Source organism: Pseudomonas sp. JC1203, from assembly GCF_056175065.1.
Window position 1 is genome coordinate 1 of record NZ_JBWCAM010000007.1, and the last position, 16,399, is coordinate 16,399.

15 protein-coding genes are annotated in these 16,399 nt (G+C 67.3%); 8 read left to right on the top strand and 7 right to left on the bottom strand.

All coding sequences use genetic code 11. From position 1 onward, the window contains the following. Positions 1 to 56: 56 nt before the first annotated feature. From AC0SZ7_RS12165 to AC0SZ7_RS12180, 4 genes are all read right to left on the bottom strand, one after another. Entirely contained in the window at positions 57 to 2,261 is a 2,205-nt protein-coding gene (locus tag AC0SZ7_RS12165; protein ID WP_475504631.1) for a xanthine dehydrogenase family protein molybdopterin-binding subunit, read from the bottom strand. Between the two features lie 9 nt (positions 2,262 to 2,270). Further along, positions 2,271 to 3,254, bottom strand: a complete 984-nt coding sequence (locus AC0SZ7_RS12170; protein WP_475504632.1) for an FAD binding domain-containing protein — start codon at positions 3,252 to 3,254, stop codon at positions 2,271 to 2,273. Further along, positions 3,254 to 3,925 (bottom strand): (2Fe-2S)-binding protein, encoded by a 672-nt coding sequence (locus AC0SZ7_RS12175; protein ID WP_475504633.1) that lies wholly within the window; start codon positions 3,923 to 3,925, stop codon positions 3,254 to 3,256. The genes AC0SZ7_RS12170 and AC0SZ7_RS12175 overlap by 1 nt, the downstream gene beginning before the upstream one ends. Before the next feature lie 84 nt (positions 3,926 to 4,009). After that, positions 4,010 to 4,756 (bottom strand): SDR family oxidoreductase, encoded by a 747-nt coding sequence (locus tag AC0SZ7_RS12180; protein WP_475504634.1) that lies wholly within the window; start codon positions 4,754 to 4,756, stop codon positions 4,010 to 4,012. 107 nt (positions 4,757 to 4,863) lie between these two features. Between AC0SZ7_RS12180 and AC0SZ7_RS12185 the strand changes: the two genes are divergently transcribed. From AC0SZ7_RS12185 to AC0SZ7_RS12195, 3 genes are all read left to right on the top strand, one after another. After that, entirely contained in the window at positions 4,864 to 5,778 is a 915-nt protein-coding gene (locus AC0SZ7_RS12185; RefSeq protein ID WP_475504635.1) for a LysR family transcriptional regulator, read from the top strand. A gap of 220 nt (positions 5,779 to 5,998) precedes the next feature. Beyond that, positions 5,999 to 7,390, top strand: coding sequence for an amino acid permease (locus tag AC0SZ7_RS12190; protein WP_475504636.1), 1,392 nt, complete (start codon positions 5,999 to 6,001; stop codon positions 7,388 to 7,390). Positions 7,391 to 7,943: 553 nt separating this feature from the next. Further along, positions 7,944 to 9,212: an MFS transporter gene (locus AC0SZ7_RS12195; RefSeq protein ID WP_475504637.1), complete on the top strand. Its 1,269-nt coding sequence runs from the start codon at positions 7,944 to 7,946 to the stop codon at positions 9,210 to 9,212. A gap of 6 nt (positions 9,213 to 9,218) precedes the next feature. On the opposite strand, the gene AC0SZ7_RS12200 is transcribed toward AC0SZ7_RS12195, so the two are convergent. From AC0SZ7_RS12200 to AC0SZ7_RS12210, 3 genes are read right to left on the bottom strand one after another with little or no spacing between them, the layout of a single operon-like run. After that, positions 9,219 to 9,986 (bottom strand): PAS domain-containing protein, encoded by a 768-nt coding sequence (locus AC0SZ7_RS12200; RefSeq protein ID WP_475504638.1) that lies wholly within the window; start codon positions 9,984 to 9,986, stop codon positions 9,219 to 9,221. Continuing rightward, positions 9,953 to 10,588 carry a response regulator gene (locus tag AC0SZ7_RS12205; protein ID WP_475504639.1) on the bottom strand — a complete coding sequence of 212 codons (636 nt, stop codon included), beginning with the start codon at positions 10,586 to 10,588 and terminating at the stop codon, positions 9,953 to 9,955. Before AC0SZ7_RS12205 ends, AC0SZ7_RS12200 begins: the two co-directional genes overlap by 34 nt. Further along, the gene (locus AC0SZ7_RS12210) at positions 10,560 to 11,711 is read right to left on the bottom strand and encodes an ATP-binding protein (protein WP_475504640.1); all 1,152 of its coding nucleotides are present in this window, start codon (positions 11,709 to 11,711) and stop codon (positions 10,560 to 10,562) included. The genes AC0SZ7_RS12205 and AC0SZ7_RS12210 overlap by 29 nt, the downstream gene beginning before the upstream one ends. Before the next feature lie 168 nt (positions 11,712 to 11,879). On the opposite strand from AC0SZ7_RS12210, the gene AC0SZ7_RS12215 reads away from it, so the two are divergent. Genes AC0SZ7_RS12215 through purU form a run of 5 tightly spaced genes read left to right on the top strand, consistent with a single transcriptional unit; the run spans position 11,880 to position 16,388 of the window. Further along, complete coding sequence (locus AC0SZ7_RS12215; RefSeq protein ID WP_475504641.1) at positions 11,880 to 12,383, top strand: dimethylamine monooxygenase subunit DmmA family protein; 504 nt, start codon at positions 11,880 to 11,882, stop codon at positions 12,381 to 12,383. Beyond that, a complete protein-coding gene (locus AC0SZ7_RS12220) occupies positions 12,380 to 13,321 on the top strand; it encodes a PDR/VanB family oxidoreductase (RefSeq protein WP_475504642.1) in 942 nt (313 codons plus the stop codon). The genes AC0SZ7_RS12215 and AC0SZ7_RS12220 overlap by 4 nt, the downstream gene beginning before the upstream one ends. A 12-nt stretch (positions 13,322 to 13,333) precedes the next feature. Continuing rightward, positions 13,334 to 14,350, top strand: a complete 1,017-nt coding sequence (locus tag AC0SZ7_RS12225) for a heme-dependent oxidative N-demethylase family protein (RefSeq protein WP_475504643.1) — start codon at positions 13,334 to 13,336, stop codon at positions 14,348 to 14,350. Positions 14,351 to 14,380: 30 nt separating this feature from the next. Continuing rightward, entirely contained in the window at positions 14,381 to 15,511 is a 1,131-nt protein-coding gene (locus AC0SZ7_RS12230; RefSeq protein ID WP_475504644.1) for an aminomethyl transferase family protein, read from the top strand. A 10-nt stretch (positions 15,512 to 15,521) separates the two neighbouring features. Next, entirely contained in the window at positions 15,522 to 16,388 is an 867-nt protein-coding gene (gene purU, locus AC0SZ7_RS12235) for a formyltetrahydrofolate deformylase (protein WP_457362326.1), read from the top strand. Positions 16,389 to 16,399: the final 11 nt, after the last annotated feature.

Genomic DNA, 16,399 nt, shown 5'->3' on the forward strand with positions numbered 1-16,399 from the left:
GGCCCCAACCGCTCGCTGGCAAGCCAGCTCCCACAAAGACAGTTGCTGCTACGGGGTTACACCGCCATCAGCTTTTCCTTGGTGATGGGCAGGCTGCGGATGCGCTTGCCGGTGGCGTGGAAGACCGCGTTGGCCACCGCCGCCGCCAGCCCGGTGACGCCGATCTCGCCGATGCCGCGGGCGCCGAACTCGCTCAGGTTCAAATCCGGGAAGTCCAGCAGGGTCACGTCAATGTCCGGCTGGTCGGCGTGCACCGGCACGACGTACTCGGCGTAGTTGTTGTTGGCCGGCAGGCCGGTGCGTGGGTCGAACTCGCCGGCTTCGAACAACGCCATGCCGATGGCCATGACAATCGCCCCCTCCACCTGATTGCGCGCGGCCAGCGGGTTGACCACCTTGCCGACGTCGATGGCGCTGACCACCCGCGCCACCCGCAGGCGCGAGATGCCCGGGTCCCAGCGCACCTCGACGAAATGTGCGCCAAAGGAGCGGAAGGAGAACTCGCCCGACTTGGCGCCGCTGTGGAAGAAGCCCTCGGCCCGGGCCAACCGCTGGCGCTCCAGCACCTGGGCGAAACTGGCGCGCTGTTCACCGTCGACCAGTTGCCCACCCTCAACCTGCAGGTGCTCGGCGTCGGCACCGGCAAACACCCCGCCCGGGGCCACCGCGTACTCGCGCAATTGCGTCAGGGCCTGGCGCGTGGCACCGGCCAGCGCCGGCATCAGGCTGGCCGTCAGCCAGGAGCCGCCCGACAGTGCGCCGGGCGGCAGTGCCGAACTGCCCAGCTCCACGTCGATGCGGTCAAGCGGCAGCCCCGTCAGTTGCGCCACGGTCTGCGCGGCAATGGTGTAGGTGCCGGTGCCAATGTCCTGCACGCCCGACTGCACCAGCGCGCGGCCATCGGCGCGCAGAATCACCCGCGCCTCGGTGGGCATCTGGAACGCCTCCCAGTTGCAGGCGCCCACGCCGTAGCCAATGATTTCATCGCCCTCACGCATCGAGCCGATTTCGCCATTGCGCCGCTCCCAACCAAAGCGCTGGGCCGCCTGCGCCAGCGCTTCGGGCAGGTGGTTGCCGGAAAATGGCAGGTTCAAGGCTTCATCGCGGGTGGCCAGGTTCAGCTTGCGGAACGCCACCGGGTCCATGCCCTGCAGCAAGGCCATCTCATCAATCGCCGACTCCAGCGCGAACAGCCCGGGCGCCGCACCCGGGGCGCGCATGGAGGTGGGCGTGCCACGGTTGAGTGGGCTGTTCTTGTGCGACACCAGCACGTTGGGGCATGAGTACAAGCTACTGGTGACCCCACCGCAGGCCTCGGTATAAGCATCCAGGGTGGAGGTGCTGTTGACAGACTCATGCCGGATGGACAGCAGCTTGCCGCTGGCATCGGTCGCCAGGCGAATACGCTGCTGCGTCTCGGGCCGGTGGCCGACTGTGGTGAACATCTGTGCGCGCGGCAGCATTAGCTGCACCGGCCGCTGGGTGGCCTTGGCGGCCATGCAGGCGGCCACCGAGTGCGGCCAGGGCCACAGCTTGCCGCCAAACCCCGAGCCTATGAACGGCGCGCGCACCTCGACCTTGTCCGGCGGCAGGTCAAACACGTTGGCAAGCATGTTGCGGTGGTTGACCACGCCCTGGGTGGCTTCGTACACGTATAGCCGGCCGTCCTGCCACCAGGCGGTGGTGGCGTGCATTTCCATCGGGTTGTGCACCTCCACCGGCGTCGTGTAGGTCTGGTCCAGTTGGTGCGCCGCGCCTTCATAATCGGCCTGCGGGTCGCCACGGCTGTGGCCGCGGCCACCGTCCTTGGCGCCATGCAGGCGCAGGGCGTCGGCCAGGCTCCTGGTCGCCTCGCCCTGCTCATAGTCGACCTTTACCTGGTAAGCCGCGGCGCGCGCATGCTCGAAGGTATCGGCCACCACCAGCGCCACGAACTGCCCCGGGTAATACACGCCGTCGTCCTCAAACGGCAGCCGGTGCTCGTCGACCTTGCTGGCGGTGAGCACGTCCTTGAGGGGCGTGTTCGGCGTGCGGTGCAAGGGCCCGACATTGCCGTGGTGCAGCACGCTGACCACGCCCGGCATGGCCTTGGCCCGTGCATCGTCGATGCGCAGCACGCGGCCGCAGGCAATGGTGCTGTACACGCCATAGGCAAACAGCAGCCCGGGCATGGGGTGGTCGGCAGCGTAACGCGCCGCGCCACTGACTTTCTGGCGGCCATCCACGCGGGGCGTGGCGGTACCGATGATGGTCTGGCTCATGAGCAGCTCCTAGGCGGTCAGGTCTCGCAGGTTGCGCACGATGGCCTGCTGGCCCAGCGGAATCTTGAAGGCGTTGTGTTCATAGGCGTGGGCATCCTTCATGGCGATTTGCGCCACGCGGGTGAAGGTGTCCAGCGTCGCCTGCTGCCCCACCAACGCCTGTTCGGCTTCCCGTGCCCGCCAGGGCTTGGTGCCCACCCCGCCCAGGGCGATGCGCGCCTGGGTAATGAGCTGGCCATCGAGCACCAGCACCACTGCGCTGGAGGCCAGGGCGAACTGGTACGAGGTACGGTCGCGCAGCTTCAAATACGCCGAGCGGCTGTTGGCCAACGGTGCATCCAGGGTCAGGTGGGTGATCAGCTCGTGCGGTTGCAGGGCATGTTCCTGCCAGGGCGTGTCGCCGGGCAGCAGGTGGAAGTCGGCAAAGTCGACCTCGCGTACCCCTGTCGCGCCCTGCACGGTGACGTGGGCGCCAATGGCCGCCACCGCCACGCACATGTCCGAGGGGTGCGTGGCAATGCAGTGCTCGCTGGTGCCCAGCACCGCGTGCACGCTGCGGTTCAGCCCGCCGATGGCCGCGCAGCCGCTGCCCGGCTGGCGCTTGTTGCAGGGCGAAATGCCGTCGCGAAAGTAGTTGCAGCGCACCCGCTGCATGATGTTGCCGGCGGTGGTGGCCTTGTTGCGCAACTGCGTCGAGGCACCGGCCAACAGCGCTTGCGACAGCACCGGGTAATGCAGGCGCACCCAGGGATGGCGGGCCAAATCGGTGTTGCTGACCAGCGCGCCGACCCGCAGGCGGCCGTCGGGCAACGGCTCGATCTGCTTGAGCGCCAGGCGGTTGATATCGACCAACTGGTCGGGTTGCATCACGTCCAGTTTCACCAGGTCGAGCAAAGTGGTGCCGCCGGCCAGGTACATCCGCTGGCCGGTGCCGGAGGCAGTGCGCACGGCGTTGGCCGCAGAATCGGCTCGGGAATAGTCGAAGGTACGCATCAGACCGCCCTCCCCATCTTCGCCCGCGCCGCCTGCACGGCCGCGAGGATGTTCTTGTAGGCGCCACAGCGGCAGATGTTGCCGCTCATGGCTTCGCGCACGCTGGCGTCGTCGGCGGGTAAGTTCGGGTCATCGAGAATGGCCACCGCGCTCATGATCTGCCCCGAGGTGCAGTAGCCGCACTGGTAGGCATCGTGCTCCCAGAACGCTTGCTGCACCGGGTGCAGCGCGCCGTCCTTGGCCAGCCCCTCGATGGTGGTGATGCTCTCGCCGTCGTGCTGCACGGCAATGGACAGGCAGGAATTGATCGCCACGCCGTTCACCAGCAACGTGCAGGCACCGCACTGGCCGTGGTCGCAGCCCTTCTTGCTGCCGGTCAGTTGCAGGCGGTCGCGCAGCACATCCAGCAATATCGCATTGGCCGGCACGTTGAGGCTGTGCCATTGGCCGTTCACCTGCAGCCTGATGCGTTGCTCGCCTGCCACCGGCGCATCGGGGTCGTTGACCTCGGCAGCCGGCGCCACACCGTGGGCCAGCGCTGGTGGTATCCAATGGGAAACGGTGGCGGCGGCGATGCCCGAGGCGCCGAACTTGAGAAAATTGCGCCGCGAGGCCTGTGGCGCCGCGTCGGTATGCAGGTCGGCCGGTGGCCTGTTCTTCTGGTCAGTCATCAGGTTCACCCTCACGTGGGTTGCATCACATTGCAGCTGACTACTGAAGGGCCAGCGGGTTCGATCCAGTGGCCCAGCGGTGCTTCAGAGCTCCTGGTGGGTCGGCCGGAACAGGATTTCGTTGATGTCGACCTCCGGCGGCTGGCTGATGGCGAACGCCACGGCCCGGGCGAACGACTCTGCAGGGATCGCGTACTCGTTGTAGAAATTCTGGATGTGCCCGGCGATATCGGCCTCGGTGATGCTGGCGGGCAGGTCGGTGTCGATCGCACCCGGGGAGATCACCGTGGTGCGGATGTCGTAGGGCTTGACCTCCTGGCGCAGGCCTTCGGAAATCATCAGCACGGCGCTCTTGGTCGCCGCATACACGGCGCTGCCCGGGCGCACCTTGTGGCCGGCCACCGAGGAGACGTTGATGATTTGCCCGGCTTTCTGCTGGATCATGTGCGGCAAGGCTGCGGCAATGCCATGCAGCACGCCCTTGATGTTGACGTCGATGGTCTGGTTCCAGTCCTCGATTTTCAGGCGCTCGAGCGGCGAGTGGGGCATGATCCCGGCGTTGTTGATCATCACGTCGATGCGGCCGAAGGCGCTCACGGCCTGGTCCACCAGGGCCTTCACGGCCACGGCGTCGGTGACGTCGGTGGCCACGGCCAGGGCTTCTGCGCCGCTGGCGCGCAGCGCCTGGGCCACGGCTTCGATACGCTCCAGGCGGCGCGCTGCCAGCACCACCCGCGCGCCCTGCGCGGCCAGGTGGCGGGCGGTGGCTTCGCCCAGGCCGCTGCTGGCGCCGGTGATGACCACGACCTTGGCGGAGATGTTGTTGCTCATGGAGTTGCCTCTGCGTGAGTGACGATAGGATGGTCATCAGCATAGGTTGATGGTAAAACCTCAACAATCCGTGCCATTGCGCACGATGTAATGAGGATTTTTCATCAATGCAACGCGCCGGCCTGTCCGAACTCAACGCCTTCGCGGCGATCGCCGAATTGAAGAGCTTCCGCGCCGCCGCCGCCAGGCTGGGCGTGTCGCCCTCGGCGCTGAGCCACACCATGCGCAACCTGGAGGCGCGCCTGGGTTTGCGCCTGCTGAACCGCACCACCCGCTCGGTGGCCTTGACCGAGGTGGGCGAGCGCCTGTTGCGCCGGATCATGCCGGCGCTGGCCGACCTGGATGAAGCGGTGACCGAGGTGGTGTCGACGAGCAACCGCCCTTCGGGCTCGGTACGCATCAGCGCCGCCGAAGCCGGCGCGCGGCCGATCATCCGCGAGGTACTGCCCGAGTTCCTGGCCACCTACCCGGACATTCATGTGGAATTCGTCATCGACACCCGCTTCGTCGACATCGTCGCCGATGGCTTCGACGCCGGCATCCGCGTGCACGAAGACATTCCCCTGGACATGGTCGCGGTGCCGTTCGGCGAGCCCCTGCGCTTCGCTGCCGTGGCCTCGCCCGCCTACGTGGCGCAATACGGCACGCCACGCGCGCCCCACGACCTCAAGCAGCACCGCTGCATTCGCTACCGCTTCGCCAGCGGCGCGATGTACCACTGGGGCATGGCGCGCGGCGCAGAGGTGGCAGTCATTGACGTGGATGGGCCGATGACCCTGGGCAACACCAACCTGATGGTGGACGCCGCCCTGGCCGGCATCGGCGTGGCCTGGATACCCCACTACCACGTCGACGCCCATGTGCAGGCGGGGCGGTTGCTGCACCTGCTGCCCGACTGGAGCCCGACGCTGCCGGGCCTGTGTTTCTATTACCCGGCCAACCGCCACCCGCCCATCGCGCTGAAGCTGTTCATGGACGCGGTGCGGGAATGGGAGAATCGGCGGCGCCTCGACCTGCCGTGAAACGTCGCCCGGCCGGCCGCCCATGTCGTTCCCTGAAAGCCTCGTGGCGCAACTGAAACAGCCTGCCGCTTGCACCCGGTTTAAGCTAGCGCCCCAGGAACGCCTGACAAAACAATAACATGCAAAGCGGCGTGGCCCTGGATTGGCGCTTCGAGCATCACTTGCCTCTTCATGTCACTGCCCTTCTCTGCCCCCCAAAACCCTCGAACAAGAGCAGAGTATGACGAGCCTGAATGAGCACAGCGGCGGACAGTTGTCCAACGGCTTCAAGCCCCGCCACGTAACCATGTTGTCCATCGCCGGCATCATTGGCGCCGGCCTGTTCGTCGGCTCCGGCCATGCGATCGCCGCCGCCGGCCCCGCCGTCATCCTCGCCTATCTTGCCGCCGGCACCCTGGTGGTGCTGGTGATGCGCATGCTCGGCGAGATGGCCGTCGCCAACCCCGACACGGGTTCTTTCTCCACTTACGCCGAAAAAGCCATCGGGCCCTGGGCCGGGTTCACCATCGGCTGGCTGTACTGGTGGTTCTGGGTGCTGGTAGTGCCGATCGAGGCGCTGGCGGCCGGGCATATCCTCAATCAGTGGTTTCCGTGGTGCGACACCTGGATCTACGCCCTGGCGTCGGTGGTGCTGTTGAGCTTCACCAACCTGTTCGGCGTCGACAAATATGGCGAGTTCGAATTCTGGTTCGCCCTGTTAAAGGTCACCGCCATCGTCGGCTTCATTGGCTTCGGCGCCGCCGCGCTGATGGGCTGGCTGCCGCTGCACGAAGGCCCCGGCGTATTCAGCCTGATGCGCGAACACGGCGGTTTCGCCCCCAATGGCCTGACGGCCGTGGTGGGTGCGTTCATCACCATCATGTTCAGTTTCATCGGCACCGAGTCGGTGACCATCGCCGCCGCAGAGTCGGGTGAGCCGTCGCGCAACATCGCCAAGGCTACGCGTTCGGTGATCTGGCGCATCGGCGTGTTCTACCTGCTGTCGATCATGGTGGTGATTTCCGTGGTGCCGTGGAGCGACCCGGCGCTGGCCAGCGTCGGCTCCTACCAGCGCGCCCTGGAGCTGCTGCAGGTGCCCCACGCCAAGCTGATCGTCGACCTGGTGGTGCTGGTGGCGGTGACCAGCTGCATGAACTCCTCGATTTATATTGCCTCGCGCATGCTCTATTCCCTGGCGCGCCGGGGCGATGCGCCTGCGGCGGCGGCCAAGACGTCGGGCAACGGCGTGCCACGCCGCGCCGTGCTGGGTACTGCCGCGGTGGGCGCGTTTATCGCCGCCCTCAACCACTTCGCCCCCGCCAGCCTGTTCGACTTCCTGCTGTCCAGCTCGGGCGCCGTGGCACTGCTGGTGTATTTGGCCATCGCCGTGTCGCAGCTGCGCATGCGCCGCACCCATGGCGACGCCCTGACGTTCAAGATGTGGCTGTTCCCGTGGGCCACCTATGCGGTGATTCTGTTCATCTCGGCCGCCATTGCGGTGCTGTTGTTCACCCCCGAGCACCGCGCCGAAGCCACCAGCACCCTGATCCTGGCGCTGGCGGTGTCGTTCGTGGGCATCATCACCTGCCGCCGACGCACCACCACCGCCGCAGCCACCCAGCCATCCGTGTAGCAGCTGCCGCAGGCGGCGTCTTGCACACAGTGCGCCAGCGCCTGGGACGCGGCCTGCGGGGGAGTTGGCGTGGCTGCAACTGTCTTGTGGGAGCTGGGGGTGCCCGCACCAAAACAAGTACCCCCCAGGGCGCGGCCCCCGGAGTGGGCGTGGCTGCAACTGTCTTGGGGGAGCTGGCTTGCCAGCGAGCTTTTATGGCCCCAACAGCTCGCTGGCAAGCCAGCTCCCACAGGATGTAGCAGCTGCCGCAGGCAGCGTCTTGCACACCGTGCGCCAGCCCCTGCGCAGCGTCTGGGACGCGGCCTGTGGCCGCTGCTACGGGGAGTTGGCGTGGCAGCTCCCACAGGATGTAGCAGCTGCCGCAGGCGGCGTCTGGCGCACACGCTGCGCCAGCGCTGGGACGCGGCCTGCGGCCATGCAACGCGCCCAACGGCACTAGCCAAACGCCGAAAAATGCTTAGAATCTGCGCGCCGCATCACCTGGCGGCCGCGTACTAAAGCCTTTTCGGCCACCCGAGCCGGTCGCGTCAGCGTTTTCACCCCCGAGGATTCAATGTCTCCACAATTACTGGCCATGGCGCTGGCGCCCCTGCTTGGGCTGTTCATCGTCAGCATGGGCAATGGCCTGCTGTCTTCCATCACCACCCTGCGCCTGGACGCCGCCGGCGCCTCCGCCCTGCAAGTGGGCCTGGTGTCATCCGCCTACTTCATCGGCCTGGCCCTGGGCTCGTTTTTCAACGACCGGCTGATCCTGCGCATCGGCCACATTCGCGCCTACAGCTGCTTCGCCTCGCTGATCGCCGTGACCGTGCTGGTGCAAGGGCTGTGCAGCAACACCTGGGCGTGGTTCGCGCTGCGGTTGATCAACGGCTGGGCGTGCGTGGGCGTGTACCTGGTGATCGAAAGCTGGCTGCTGCTGGCCTCCGACCCCAAGGCGCGCGGCCGCGTGCTGGCGGTGTACATGATCGCCCTGTACGGCTCGGGCATGTTCGGCCAGGCAGCCATCGGCCTGGTGTCGGGCCTGGGCGACAGCGCGCCGTTCCTGATCACCGGCATGCTGGCGTCGCTGTCGGTGATGCCAGTGGTGATGATCCCGCGCGTCACGCCGCTGGTGGAGCGGGTGGAAGCCCTGAGCCCGCGGCAACTGCTGCGCGTCACCCCCACCGGGGTGATGGGCTGCTTTGGCTCGGGCGTGGCCATCGCCGCGGTCTATACCCTGCTGCCGCTGTACCTGCAGCACCTGGGCATGGATTTCGGCCAGGTCGGCAACATGATGGCCTGCGTCATCCTCGGCGCCATGGTGCTGCAGTACCCGGTGGGGCGCTGGTCCGACCGCCAGGACCGCCAGTGGGTGCTGATCGTGCTGTGCGCCGCGTGCCTGGCGCTGTCCCTGGCCATCATGGTGCTGCGCCCCTCGGGGATGTTGCTGGGCGCGGCGCTGTTCCTGCTGGGCGGGGGCATCTTCGCCATCTACCCGGTAGCCGTCAGCCACTCCGCCGACCGCGCCCCGGCCGGCGCGGTGGTGCCGATGATCCAGGGCCTGCTGCTGATCAACTCGATCGGCTCGGCGGTCAGCCCCATGGCCATCGGCCAACTGATGGCCAAGGTCGGCGACAACGGGCTGTTCTGGGGCTTTGCCCTGCTCAACCTGCTGATGGTGGGGTACTTCACCTGGCGCCGCACCCAACGCTCCGCCCCCGAGAGCGCCGCACCGTTCGCCGCCGCCGCGCAAATGTCGCCGACCGGCGTCGAGCTGCGCGTGACCGAAGACCTGCAGGCGGCCATGGACGAAGCCTGCGAGGCTGACGCCAAGGCGGCGTGACCGCCCCTACCGCGGGGGGCCAGCCAGCACTTCATAAATGGCCCCCTCGATGCCCAGCACCTCGCCGGTATCGGCGTAGATGCCCACGCCCTTCTCCCACACCTGCTTGAGCGTGCCGTCGGCGCAGCGTATGCGGTACCACAGCTCGTAGGGCTGCCGGCGGGCCAGCGCGTACTGCACCTCGCGCCACACGTAGTCGCAATCGGCGTCGTGAATCAGCCGGCCATAGGTCAGGTCGCGGCTGTCGGTCAGCCGTTCAGCCGGGTAGCCGGTCAGCCCCAGGCAGCCGGCGCTGACGAACTCCATGCTCCAGTCACGGTTGTTGCGCCCGCGATAGACCATGCCCGGCAGGCTGTCGAGCAGGGTCGAGGCGCTGCGCTGGCTGGCTTGCAGCGCGAGTTCCCGGCGCCGGTGCGCGGTGACATCGTGAGCCGCCAGGTAGAACCCTTGCTGCCCACGGCTCAGGCACACCTCAAGCCAATACAGGTCGCCGGCCCCATGCACAAACCGCAGGCGCTGGCTGAACGCCTGCCCGGGTTGGCCGCGCAGGCGCTGCAAGGCCTTGGCCCACAACGGCCGATCTTCCTGGTGCACCCACGCCAGCAGCGCACCCCGCCCCGCCCCGGCCCCCATCAAGCGCTGCCAGGCAGCGTTGGCGTGACGAATACAGCCTTCATCGTCCAACCACAGCAACGCCACCGGGTAGCCATCCAGTGCGGCCCATTCATCGTTCGCCAGCATCAGTGGCGCCTCGGACTTACGCGGTGCACCCATGCCGCCAGTTCCAGCCGTGAATGCAGGTGCAGCTTCTGCAGCAGGCTCTTGACGTAGACCTTCACCGTGCCATCGCTGATGCCCAGCTCACGGCCGATCTGCTTATTGCTCATGCCCGAGGCGATCAGCGACAGCGTCTGCCCCTCGCGCTCGGTCAGGCTGCTGTCCGGCACCGGGGCCGGCACCGGCTGCTCGGACAGCAGCGCCACCAGGCTGTCATCGAGGATAACCGCGCCCTGGCCACAGTTGCGCACATGGCACAACAAGGCGTCGGGTTCGGTCTCCTTGAGCACATAGCCGTTGGCGCCCAGGCGCATGGCGGTCAACAGCTCGTCGCGGTCAATGGACGCCGTCAGCACCAGAATCTTGCAGCCAAGCTGCAACTGGCGCAGCTCATCCAGCACCTGCAGGCCGCTGAGCCCCGGCATGTGCAGGTCCAGCAGCACCAGCGCCGGCGCCAGGCTGACGGCCATGGCGATGCCTTCGCGGCCGCTGCCGGCCTGGCCCACCACGTCAAAATCGTCGCTGGCGGCGAACAACTGCGCCAGGCCGTTGCGAAACAGCGGGTGGTCATCAATCAGCAGTAGCCGGGTGCTGTCCATCGGCAGGTCTCCTTGAAAGTTGCGCGTGCAGTTGCGCCAGGCCCAGGCGCACCCGGGTGCCTTGGGGGGCCACGCGTTCCAGCGCCAGGCTAGCGCCGATGCTGGCGGCGCGTTCGCGAATGATCGCCAGGCCGAAATGGTTGTCCAGGTCGGCCACCGGCCCCAGGCCTATGCCGTCGTCTTCCACGCTGATGCTGGCGCCGCCCTCGCGGGTTTCGCGCAGCTCGATGCGCACGTGGCGGGCGTGGGAATGGCGCACGGCGTTGGTCAGCGCTTCACGAATGATCTGCAAAAGCTGCAATTCGGTTTCCGGGTTGAGCACGCCATCGGCCAGGCGGTTGTCCAGCTCGAAGGCGATGATGCAGCGCCGCGAGAACTCCGCCACCGAGTCGGCCAGGGCCTGGCGCAGCGAGCGCCCGTCCATGGTCAGGCGGGCGCTGGTGATCAGTTCGCGCACCTGGCGCTGCAGTTGGCTGAGGCCGCCGCGCAGCTCGGTCAGCATGGCCTCGGCCTGGCTACGATCGTGCAGGCGGCCGTGCAGCAACGTGGCCTGGAACGACAGATAGCCCAGCTGCTGGGCTACCGAATCGTGCAGCTCGCGGGCCAGCGCCCCCTGCTGGAAGTGCGCCGCGCGATGCTGCTGCGCACGCTGGTAGCGCAGCAGCTGCACCCCGCTGCTCAGGCCAGGCGCCAGTTCCGCCAGCAGTTTGAGCAACGGCCGGGCCGGCGCCGCTGGGGTGTCCACCAGCAACTGCGCATTGGCCTCGGCAGGCAGGCGCAACACCTGGCGCCGTACACCCTGCGCCAGGCAACCAGCACAACCGCCCAGCCCTGGCGTTGCCTCGGCCTGGCGCCAACGACACGTCGCGGTCAGCGGGCAATGCCGCAGCAGTTCGCGCCGCGCGGGGTTGGCCTCCTCACCTCCCAGCAGCAACACACAGCGCTGTACACCGGGCAGCGCTTCGACCTGGGCCAGCAGCCGCGGCAACGCCTCGTCCCCCAGGCACACCGCCACCGGCAGCTCCGCCACGGCTTGGCGCAGCCGTGCCTGCCCCAGCTGCCAGCCAGGCCCTGGCCGCCACCCACGCCAACCACTCAGCAGCCTGCGAGCGTTCAGTTCCATCCTCCTTTTCCCTTGGTTGTGGCACTGCGCAACAGGCAGCAACTTTCATGCCTTGCGCCTGCACTTTTGCCCACCTACCCCCAAGGAGGTATCTCCAAAACGGGATTGAGCCAACATTCCTTAGGGGAAATTATCTTCCTCAACAGGAAACAGCTCGTTGGAGGCAGCATGACACCCGCACCCCACCCGTACGCCGGCAGCGTGCCACGCTACACCCCCTTGGTGCCCTGCACCGGCGCAGTGCGGCACCTCATCGTGGCGCAATGCATTGGCGCAGCGGCTGAACTGGCCGCGCAACTGCCTGCCGCCGTGCTGCTTGAAGGCAGCGCGACGGGCATCGAAGCGCAACTGGCCGAGCACTTGCGCCACAGCCATGTGGGCAGCCACCTGTACCTGATCGGCGACGAGGCCTTCATCTGGCACCTGCATGCCCTGGCCTGCGACGTGGGCCTTGGCGCAGAGGAAATCAGCGCCTGGGCAGCCCCCACAGGCCTGCGCCGCCTGTACTGCGTGCATTGCGGCACGCTGCAGGAGGCTGCGCCGACCGCCCAGCTGACCTGCCAGCACTGCAGCGTGCGCCTGGCGGTGCGCGAGCACTTTTCCCGGCGCCTCGGCGCCTACCTGGCCGTGTGCGAAGACGCCGACCAGCCGTTCACCGAGGCCCGCACATGAGCGCCTGGATGGCCGTACGGGTCAGCGCTGCCCGGCTACTGACACCCCTGATCCGCGAGCTTACCCTGAGCCCCGTCAGCGGCAGCCTGCCGGCGTTCTCGGCGGGCAGCCACGTCCAGGTCCGCCTGCCGATAGGCCCGCGCACGTTGCGCAATGCCTACTCGCTGACCGGCGACCCTGCCGAGCTGCACCAATACCGCATTGCCGTGCGCCTGGAAGCGGATTCGCGCGGCGGCTCGCAGTACATCCACCAGCAGCTCGCGGTGGGCGATGAACTGAGCATCAGCGCTCCCGCCAACCTGTTTGCCCTGCATGCACCGGCACGCCATCACCTGCTGATCGCCGGCGGTATCGGCATCACCCCATTCATGGCCCACGTTGCCGCCCTGCAAGCGCGCGACGCCTCTTTCGAGCTGCATTTCGCCTACCGCGGCGGGCGCAGCGATGCCTACCTGGCGCCGCTGCGACAAGCCCTGGGCCAACGCCTGCACGGCTACGACGCAAGCCTTGGCCAGCGCCTGGACCTGGCCCGGCTGCTGGCAAGCCAACCCCTGGGCAGTCACTTGTACACCTGCGGCCCGCAACGCCTGCTCGACGCGGTGCGCGAGCAGGCCCAGCAGCTGGGCTGGCCACGCGCCAGGGTGCACTGGGAAGCCTTCAGCAGCGCCGCGCCCGGCCAGCCGTTCGCCGTGCACCTGGCGCGCAGCAACCGCCACCTGCAGGTGGCTGGCGAGCAAAGCCTGCTCGAAGCCCTGGAGGCCGCCGGGCTGGACATTCCCAACCTGTGCCGCGGCGGCGTCTGCGGCCAATGCGTCACCCGCCACCTGGGCGGTGACGTGGAACACCGTGACCTGTACCTGGCCTGCGACGAGCAGGCGCATTCACTCATGCCCTGCGTCTCGCGCGGCTGCGGCAAGCCCCTGGTACTGGACCTTTAAGGACACCTGCACATGACCATGCACTTCAATGCCCCGCATCGTTACCACCCGCCGTTCAACTTCCGCAACAGCCGCCAGGCCATCGAGCGCTTCCCGTTCCCCTTCACCGAGGACAGCTACCTGTACTCGGTGAACATCGAGCCCGCCCAGGCCGGCCAGCCCGGCACCATCCACGAACACTGGTTCGACATCGACGAACACTACCAGGCAGAAATGGCCGAGCGCGCCCGAGTGCTGGCGGCCGACCCCGCGCGCTGCCTGGTGATGCCGCACATGCAGGAAGCGGCCTGGGACACCCTGCAACTGCTGATGGAGCACCTGGCCGAGGACTACCCGCAGTGGTTCAGCCTGAACCGCGACGGCAACCGGTGGCACTGGCGTAACCAGGCCCTGGGCATCGAACAGCACTTCACCTTCGGCGATGCCGGCAGCCTGCCCTGCCCGCCGCTGGAATACATCGGCCGCCAGGTGCAAGGCGACTTCGCCCTGCTGGACCAGCGCGACAACGACCTGTACATGGACGCCGGCCTGGTCACCTGCCCGGCCGACTGGTCGCTGGCCTTCGACGCCGGCATGAGTTTCAAGCAGTGGCACGCGCCAGTGCCGATGGCCCACCAGATGGGCATCTTCGACCGCGCGCTGAAGTACCTGCTGAACGTGCAGGTGGGCCACCCGGTGCGCCGGCTCAACTGGACCCTGACCATCAACCCGCGCCTGGACTCTTCCCCTGAAACCTACCACCAATGGGGCGCCGACCGCGGCACCGTGACCGCCGACAACGCCGGGCGCCTGGTGCACCTGCGCGTCGAACTGCAGCACATGTCCCGGCTTGCGCGCAGCCACGCCATGTTGTTCAGCATCCGCACCTACCTGATCAGCCTCGACGAACTGGCCACCCAGCCCGGCTGGGGCTGCCGCCTGCACCGGGTGCTGCGCGACCTGCCCGATGCAATCGCCGACTACAAGGGCATGACCCGCTACCGCCAGGCACTGGTGCAGTGGCTCAGCCAATTCGACCCCCTGGCCTGAACGCCTTCCCCACTCACAAGGACTTCTGACATGACCCATTCATGGCGCATTTCCGCCCTCGCCGACCGTCACCGTGCCCTGGGCTCGCAACTGCAGGACTGGAACGGCATGGGCACCGCCTGGACCTACGACACGCCCCTGGCCGACCACCACGAAGCCATCCGCACCCGCGCAGGGCTGATGGACGTTTCGGGCCTGAAGAAGGTGCACTACGTGGGCCCCCACGCCGAAAGCCTGTTGCAGTGGGCCACCACCCGCGACATCGCCAAGCTGTACCCGGGCAAGTCGGTGTACGCCAGCATGCTCGATGCAGGCGGCAAGTTCGTCGACGACTGCATCGTCTACCACACCGGGCCCAACGCCTTCATGGTGGTGCACGGCGCCGGGCTTGGCCACGAGATGCTGGTGCGCTCGGCCCAGGGCCGCCAGGTGGCGGTGCTGTTCGACGATGACCTGCACGACCTGTCGCTGCAGGGGCCGCTGGCCGTGGATTTCCTCGCCGAGTACGTGCCCGGTATTCGCCAGCTGCCGTACTTCCACCACCTGCAAACCAGGCTGTTCGAGCGCCCGGTGATGATCTCGCGCACCGGCTACACCGGCGAGCGCGGCTACGAGATCTTCTGCAAGGCCGCCGACGCACCGTTCCTGTGGGACAGCATCCTTGCACAGGGCGCCGGCATGGGCATCATCCCCTGCGCCTTCACCGCCCTGGACTGGTTGCGGGTGGAAAGCTCGCTGATGTTCTTCCCCTACGACAACTCGCAGATGTACCCCTTCGCCGACGACAAGGCCGGCGACACCCTGTGGGAGTTGGGCCTGGACTTCACCGTATCGCCGGACAAGCGTGATTTTCGTGGCGCCGACGAGCACTTCCGCCTGCGCGGCCAGGAGCGCATCAAGATCGCCGGCGTGCTGCTGGACGGCGCCCGCGCCGCCGACGCCGGCGACACCCTGTGGGTGGGCGACCGCCAGGTGGGCACCATCACCTGCGGCATGTACTCACGCCTGACCCACCGTTCCATGGCCATTGCCCGTATCGCGCCCGCCTACGCCGAACCCGGCGTCGCCCTGCAAGTGCGCGGCAGCGTCGAGACCGGCGCCAGCACCCACGCACTGCCGTTCGACGACCCGCAGAAAAGCAAACGCACGGCGAAGAACTGAGGAGCCTGGCATGCACCCGAACCCTGAACATTACATTCTCAAGATCAGCTGCCCGGCCACCTCCGGCATCGTCGCCAGCGTCAGCACCTGGCTGGCCAGCCAGGGCTGCTACATCAGCGAACTGGCGCAGTTCGACGACGACCACACCGGCCAGTTCTTCATGCGCCTGGTGTTTCGCTTCAACCCCGGCGTCGATGGCCAGCTGGCGCCCCTGCGCCAGGGCCTGACCGACCTTGCCGGTGACTTCCAGCTGCAGTGGCAGCTGTTTTCCAGCAGCCAGCCCACCCGCGTGCTGCTGATGGTGAGCAAGTTCGACCATTGCCTCACCGACCTGCTGTACCGGCACCGCAAGGGCGAGATGGACATGCACATCACCGCCGTGGTCTCCAACCACCTGGACCTGCGGCCCATGGCCGAGCGCGAGGGCATCCGCTTCATCTACCTGCCGGTGACCAGGGACAACAAGGCCAGCCAGGAGGCCGAGCTGCTGCGCATCGTGCAGGAGACCGGCACCGAGCTTGTGGTGCTGGCGCGCTACATGCAGATCCTCAGCGATGAGCTGTGCCGTGAACTGAGCGGGCGGGCCATCAACATCCACCACTCGTTCCTGCCCGGTTTCAAAGGGGCCAAACCGTACCACCAGGCGTACGAGCGCGGGGTGAAGCTGATTGGCGCCACCGCCCACTACGTGACCTCGGACCTGGACGAGGGCCCGATCATCGAGCAGGAGATCCAGCGCGTAGACCACACCTACCTGCCCGAGCACCTGGTGGCCGTGGGCCGCGACACCGAGACCGTAGCCCTTTCCAAGGCGCTGAAATACCACCTGGAGCACCGGGTGTTCATCAACCACGACAAGACCGTGATCTTTTCCTGACCCTGACCAGC

Excerpts from the sequence above, each read along its gene's own strand:
- AC0SZ7_RS12165 (WP_475504631.1), bottom strand. The coding sequence starts at position 2,261 with ATGAGCCAGACCATCATCGGTACCGCCACGCCCCGCGTGGATGGCCGC.
- AC0SZ7_RS12170 (WP_475504632.1), bottom strand. The coding sequence starts at position 3,254 with ATGCGTACCTTCGACTATTCCCGAGCCGATTCTGCGGCCAACGCCGTG.
- AC0SZ7_RS12175 (WP_475504633.1), bottom strand. The coding sequence starts at position 3,925 with ATGACTGACCAGAAGAACAGGCCACCGGCCGACCTGCATACCGACGCG.
- AC0SZ7_RS12180 (WP_475504634.1), bottom strand. The coding sequence starts at position 4,756 with ATGAGCAACAACATCTCCGCCAAGGTCGTGGTCATCACCGGCGCCAGC.
- AC0SZ7_RS12185 (WP_475504635.1), top strand. The coding sequence starts at position 4,864 with ATGCAACGCGCCGGCCTGTCCGAACTCAACGCCTTCGCGGCGATCGCC.
- AC0SZ7_RS12190 (WP_475504636.1), top strand. The coding sequence starts at position 5,999 with ATGACGAGCCTGAATGAGCACAGCGGCGGACAGTTGTCCAACGGCTTC.
- AC0SZ7_RS12195 (WP_475504637.1), top strand. The coding sequence starts at position 7,944 with ATGTCTCCACAATTACTGGCCATGGCGCTGGCGCCCCTGCTTGGGCTG.
- AC0SZ7_RS12200 (WP_475504638.1), bottom strand. The coding sequence starts at position 9,986 with ATGGGTGCACCGCGTAAGTCCGAGGCGCCACTGATGCTGGCGAACGAT.
- AC0SZ7_RS12205 (WP_475504639.1), bottom strand. The coding sequence starts at position 10,588 with ATGGACAGCACCCGGCTACTGCTGATTGATGACCACCCGCTGTTTCGC.
- AC0SZ7_RS12210 (WP_475504640.1), bottom strand. The coding sequence starts at position 11,711 with ATGGAACTGAACGCTCGCAGGCTGCTGAGTGGTTGGCGTGGGTGGCGG.
- AC0SZ7_RS12215 (WP_475504641.1), top strand. The coding sequence starts at position 11,880 with ATGACACCCGCACCCCACCCGTACGCCGGCAGCGTGCCACGCTACACC.
- AC0SZ7_RS12220 (WP_475504642.1), top strand. The coding sequence starts at position 12,380 with ATGAGCGCCTGGATGGCCGTACGGGTCAGCGCTGCCCGGCTACTGACA.
- AC0SZ7_RS12225 (WP_475504643.1), top strand. The coding sequence starts at position 13,334 with ATGACCATGCACTTCAATGCCCCGCATCGTTACCACCCGCCGTTCAAC.
- AC0SZ7_RS12230 (WP_475504644.1), top strand. The coding sequence starts at position 14,381 with ATGACCCATTCATGGCGCATTTCCGCCCTCGCCGACCGTCACCGTGCC.
- purU (WP_457362326.1), top strand. The coding sequence starts at position 15,522 with ATGCACCCGAACCCTGAACATTACATTCTCAAGATCAGCTGCCCGGCC.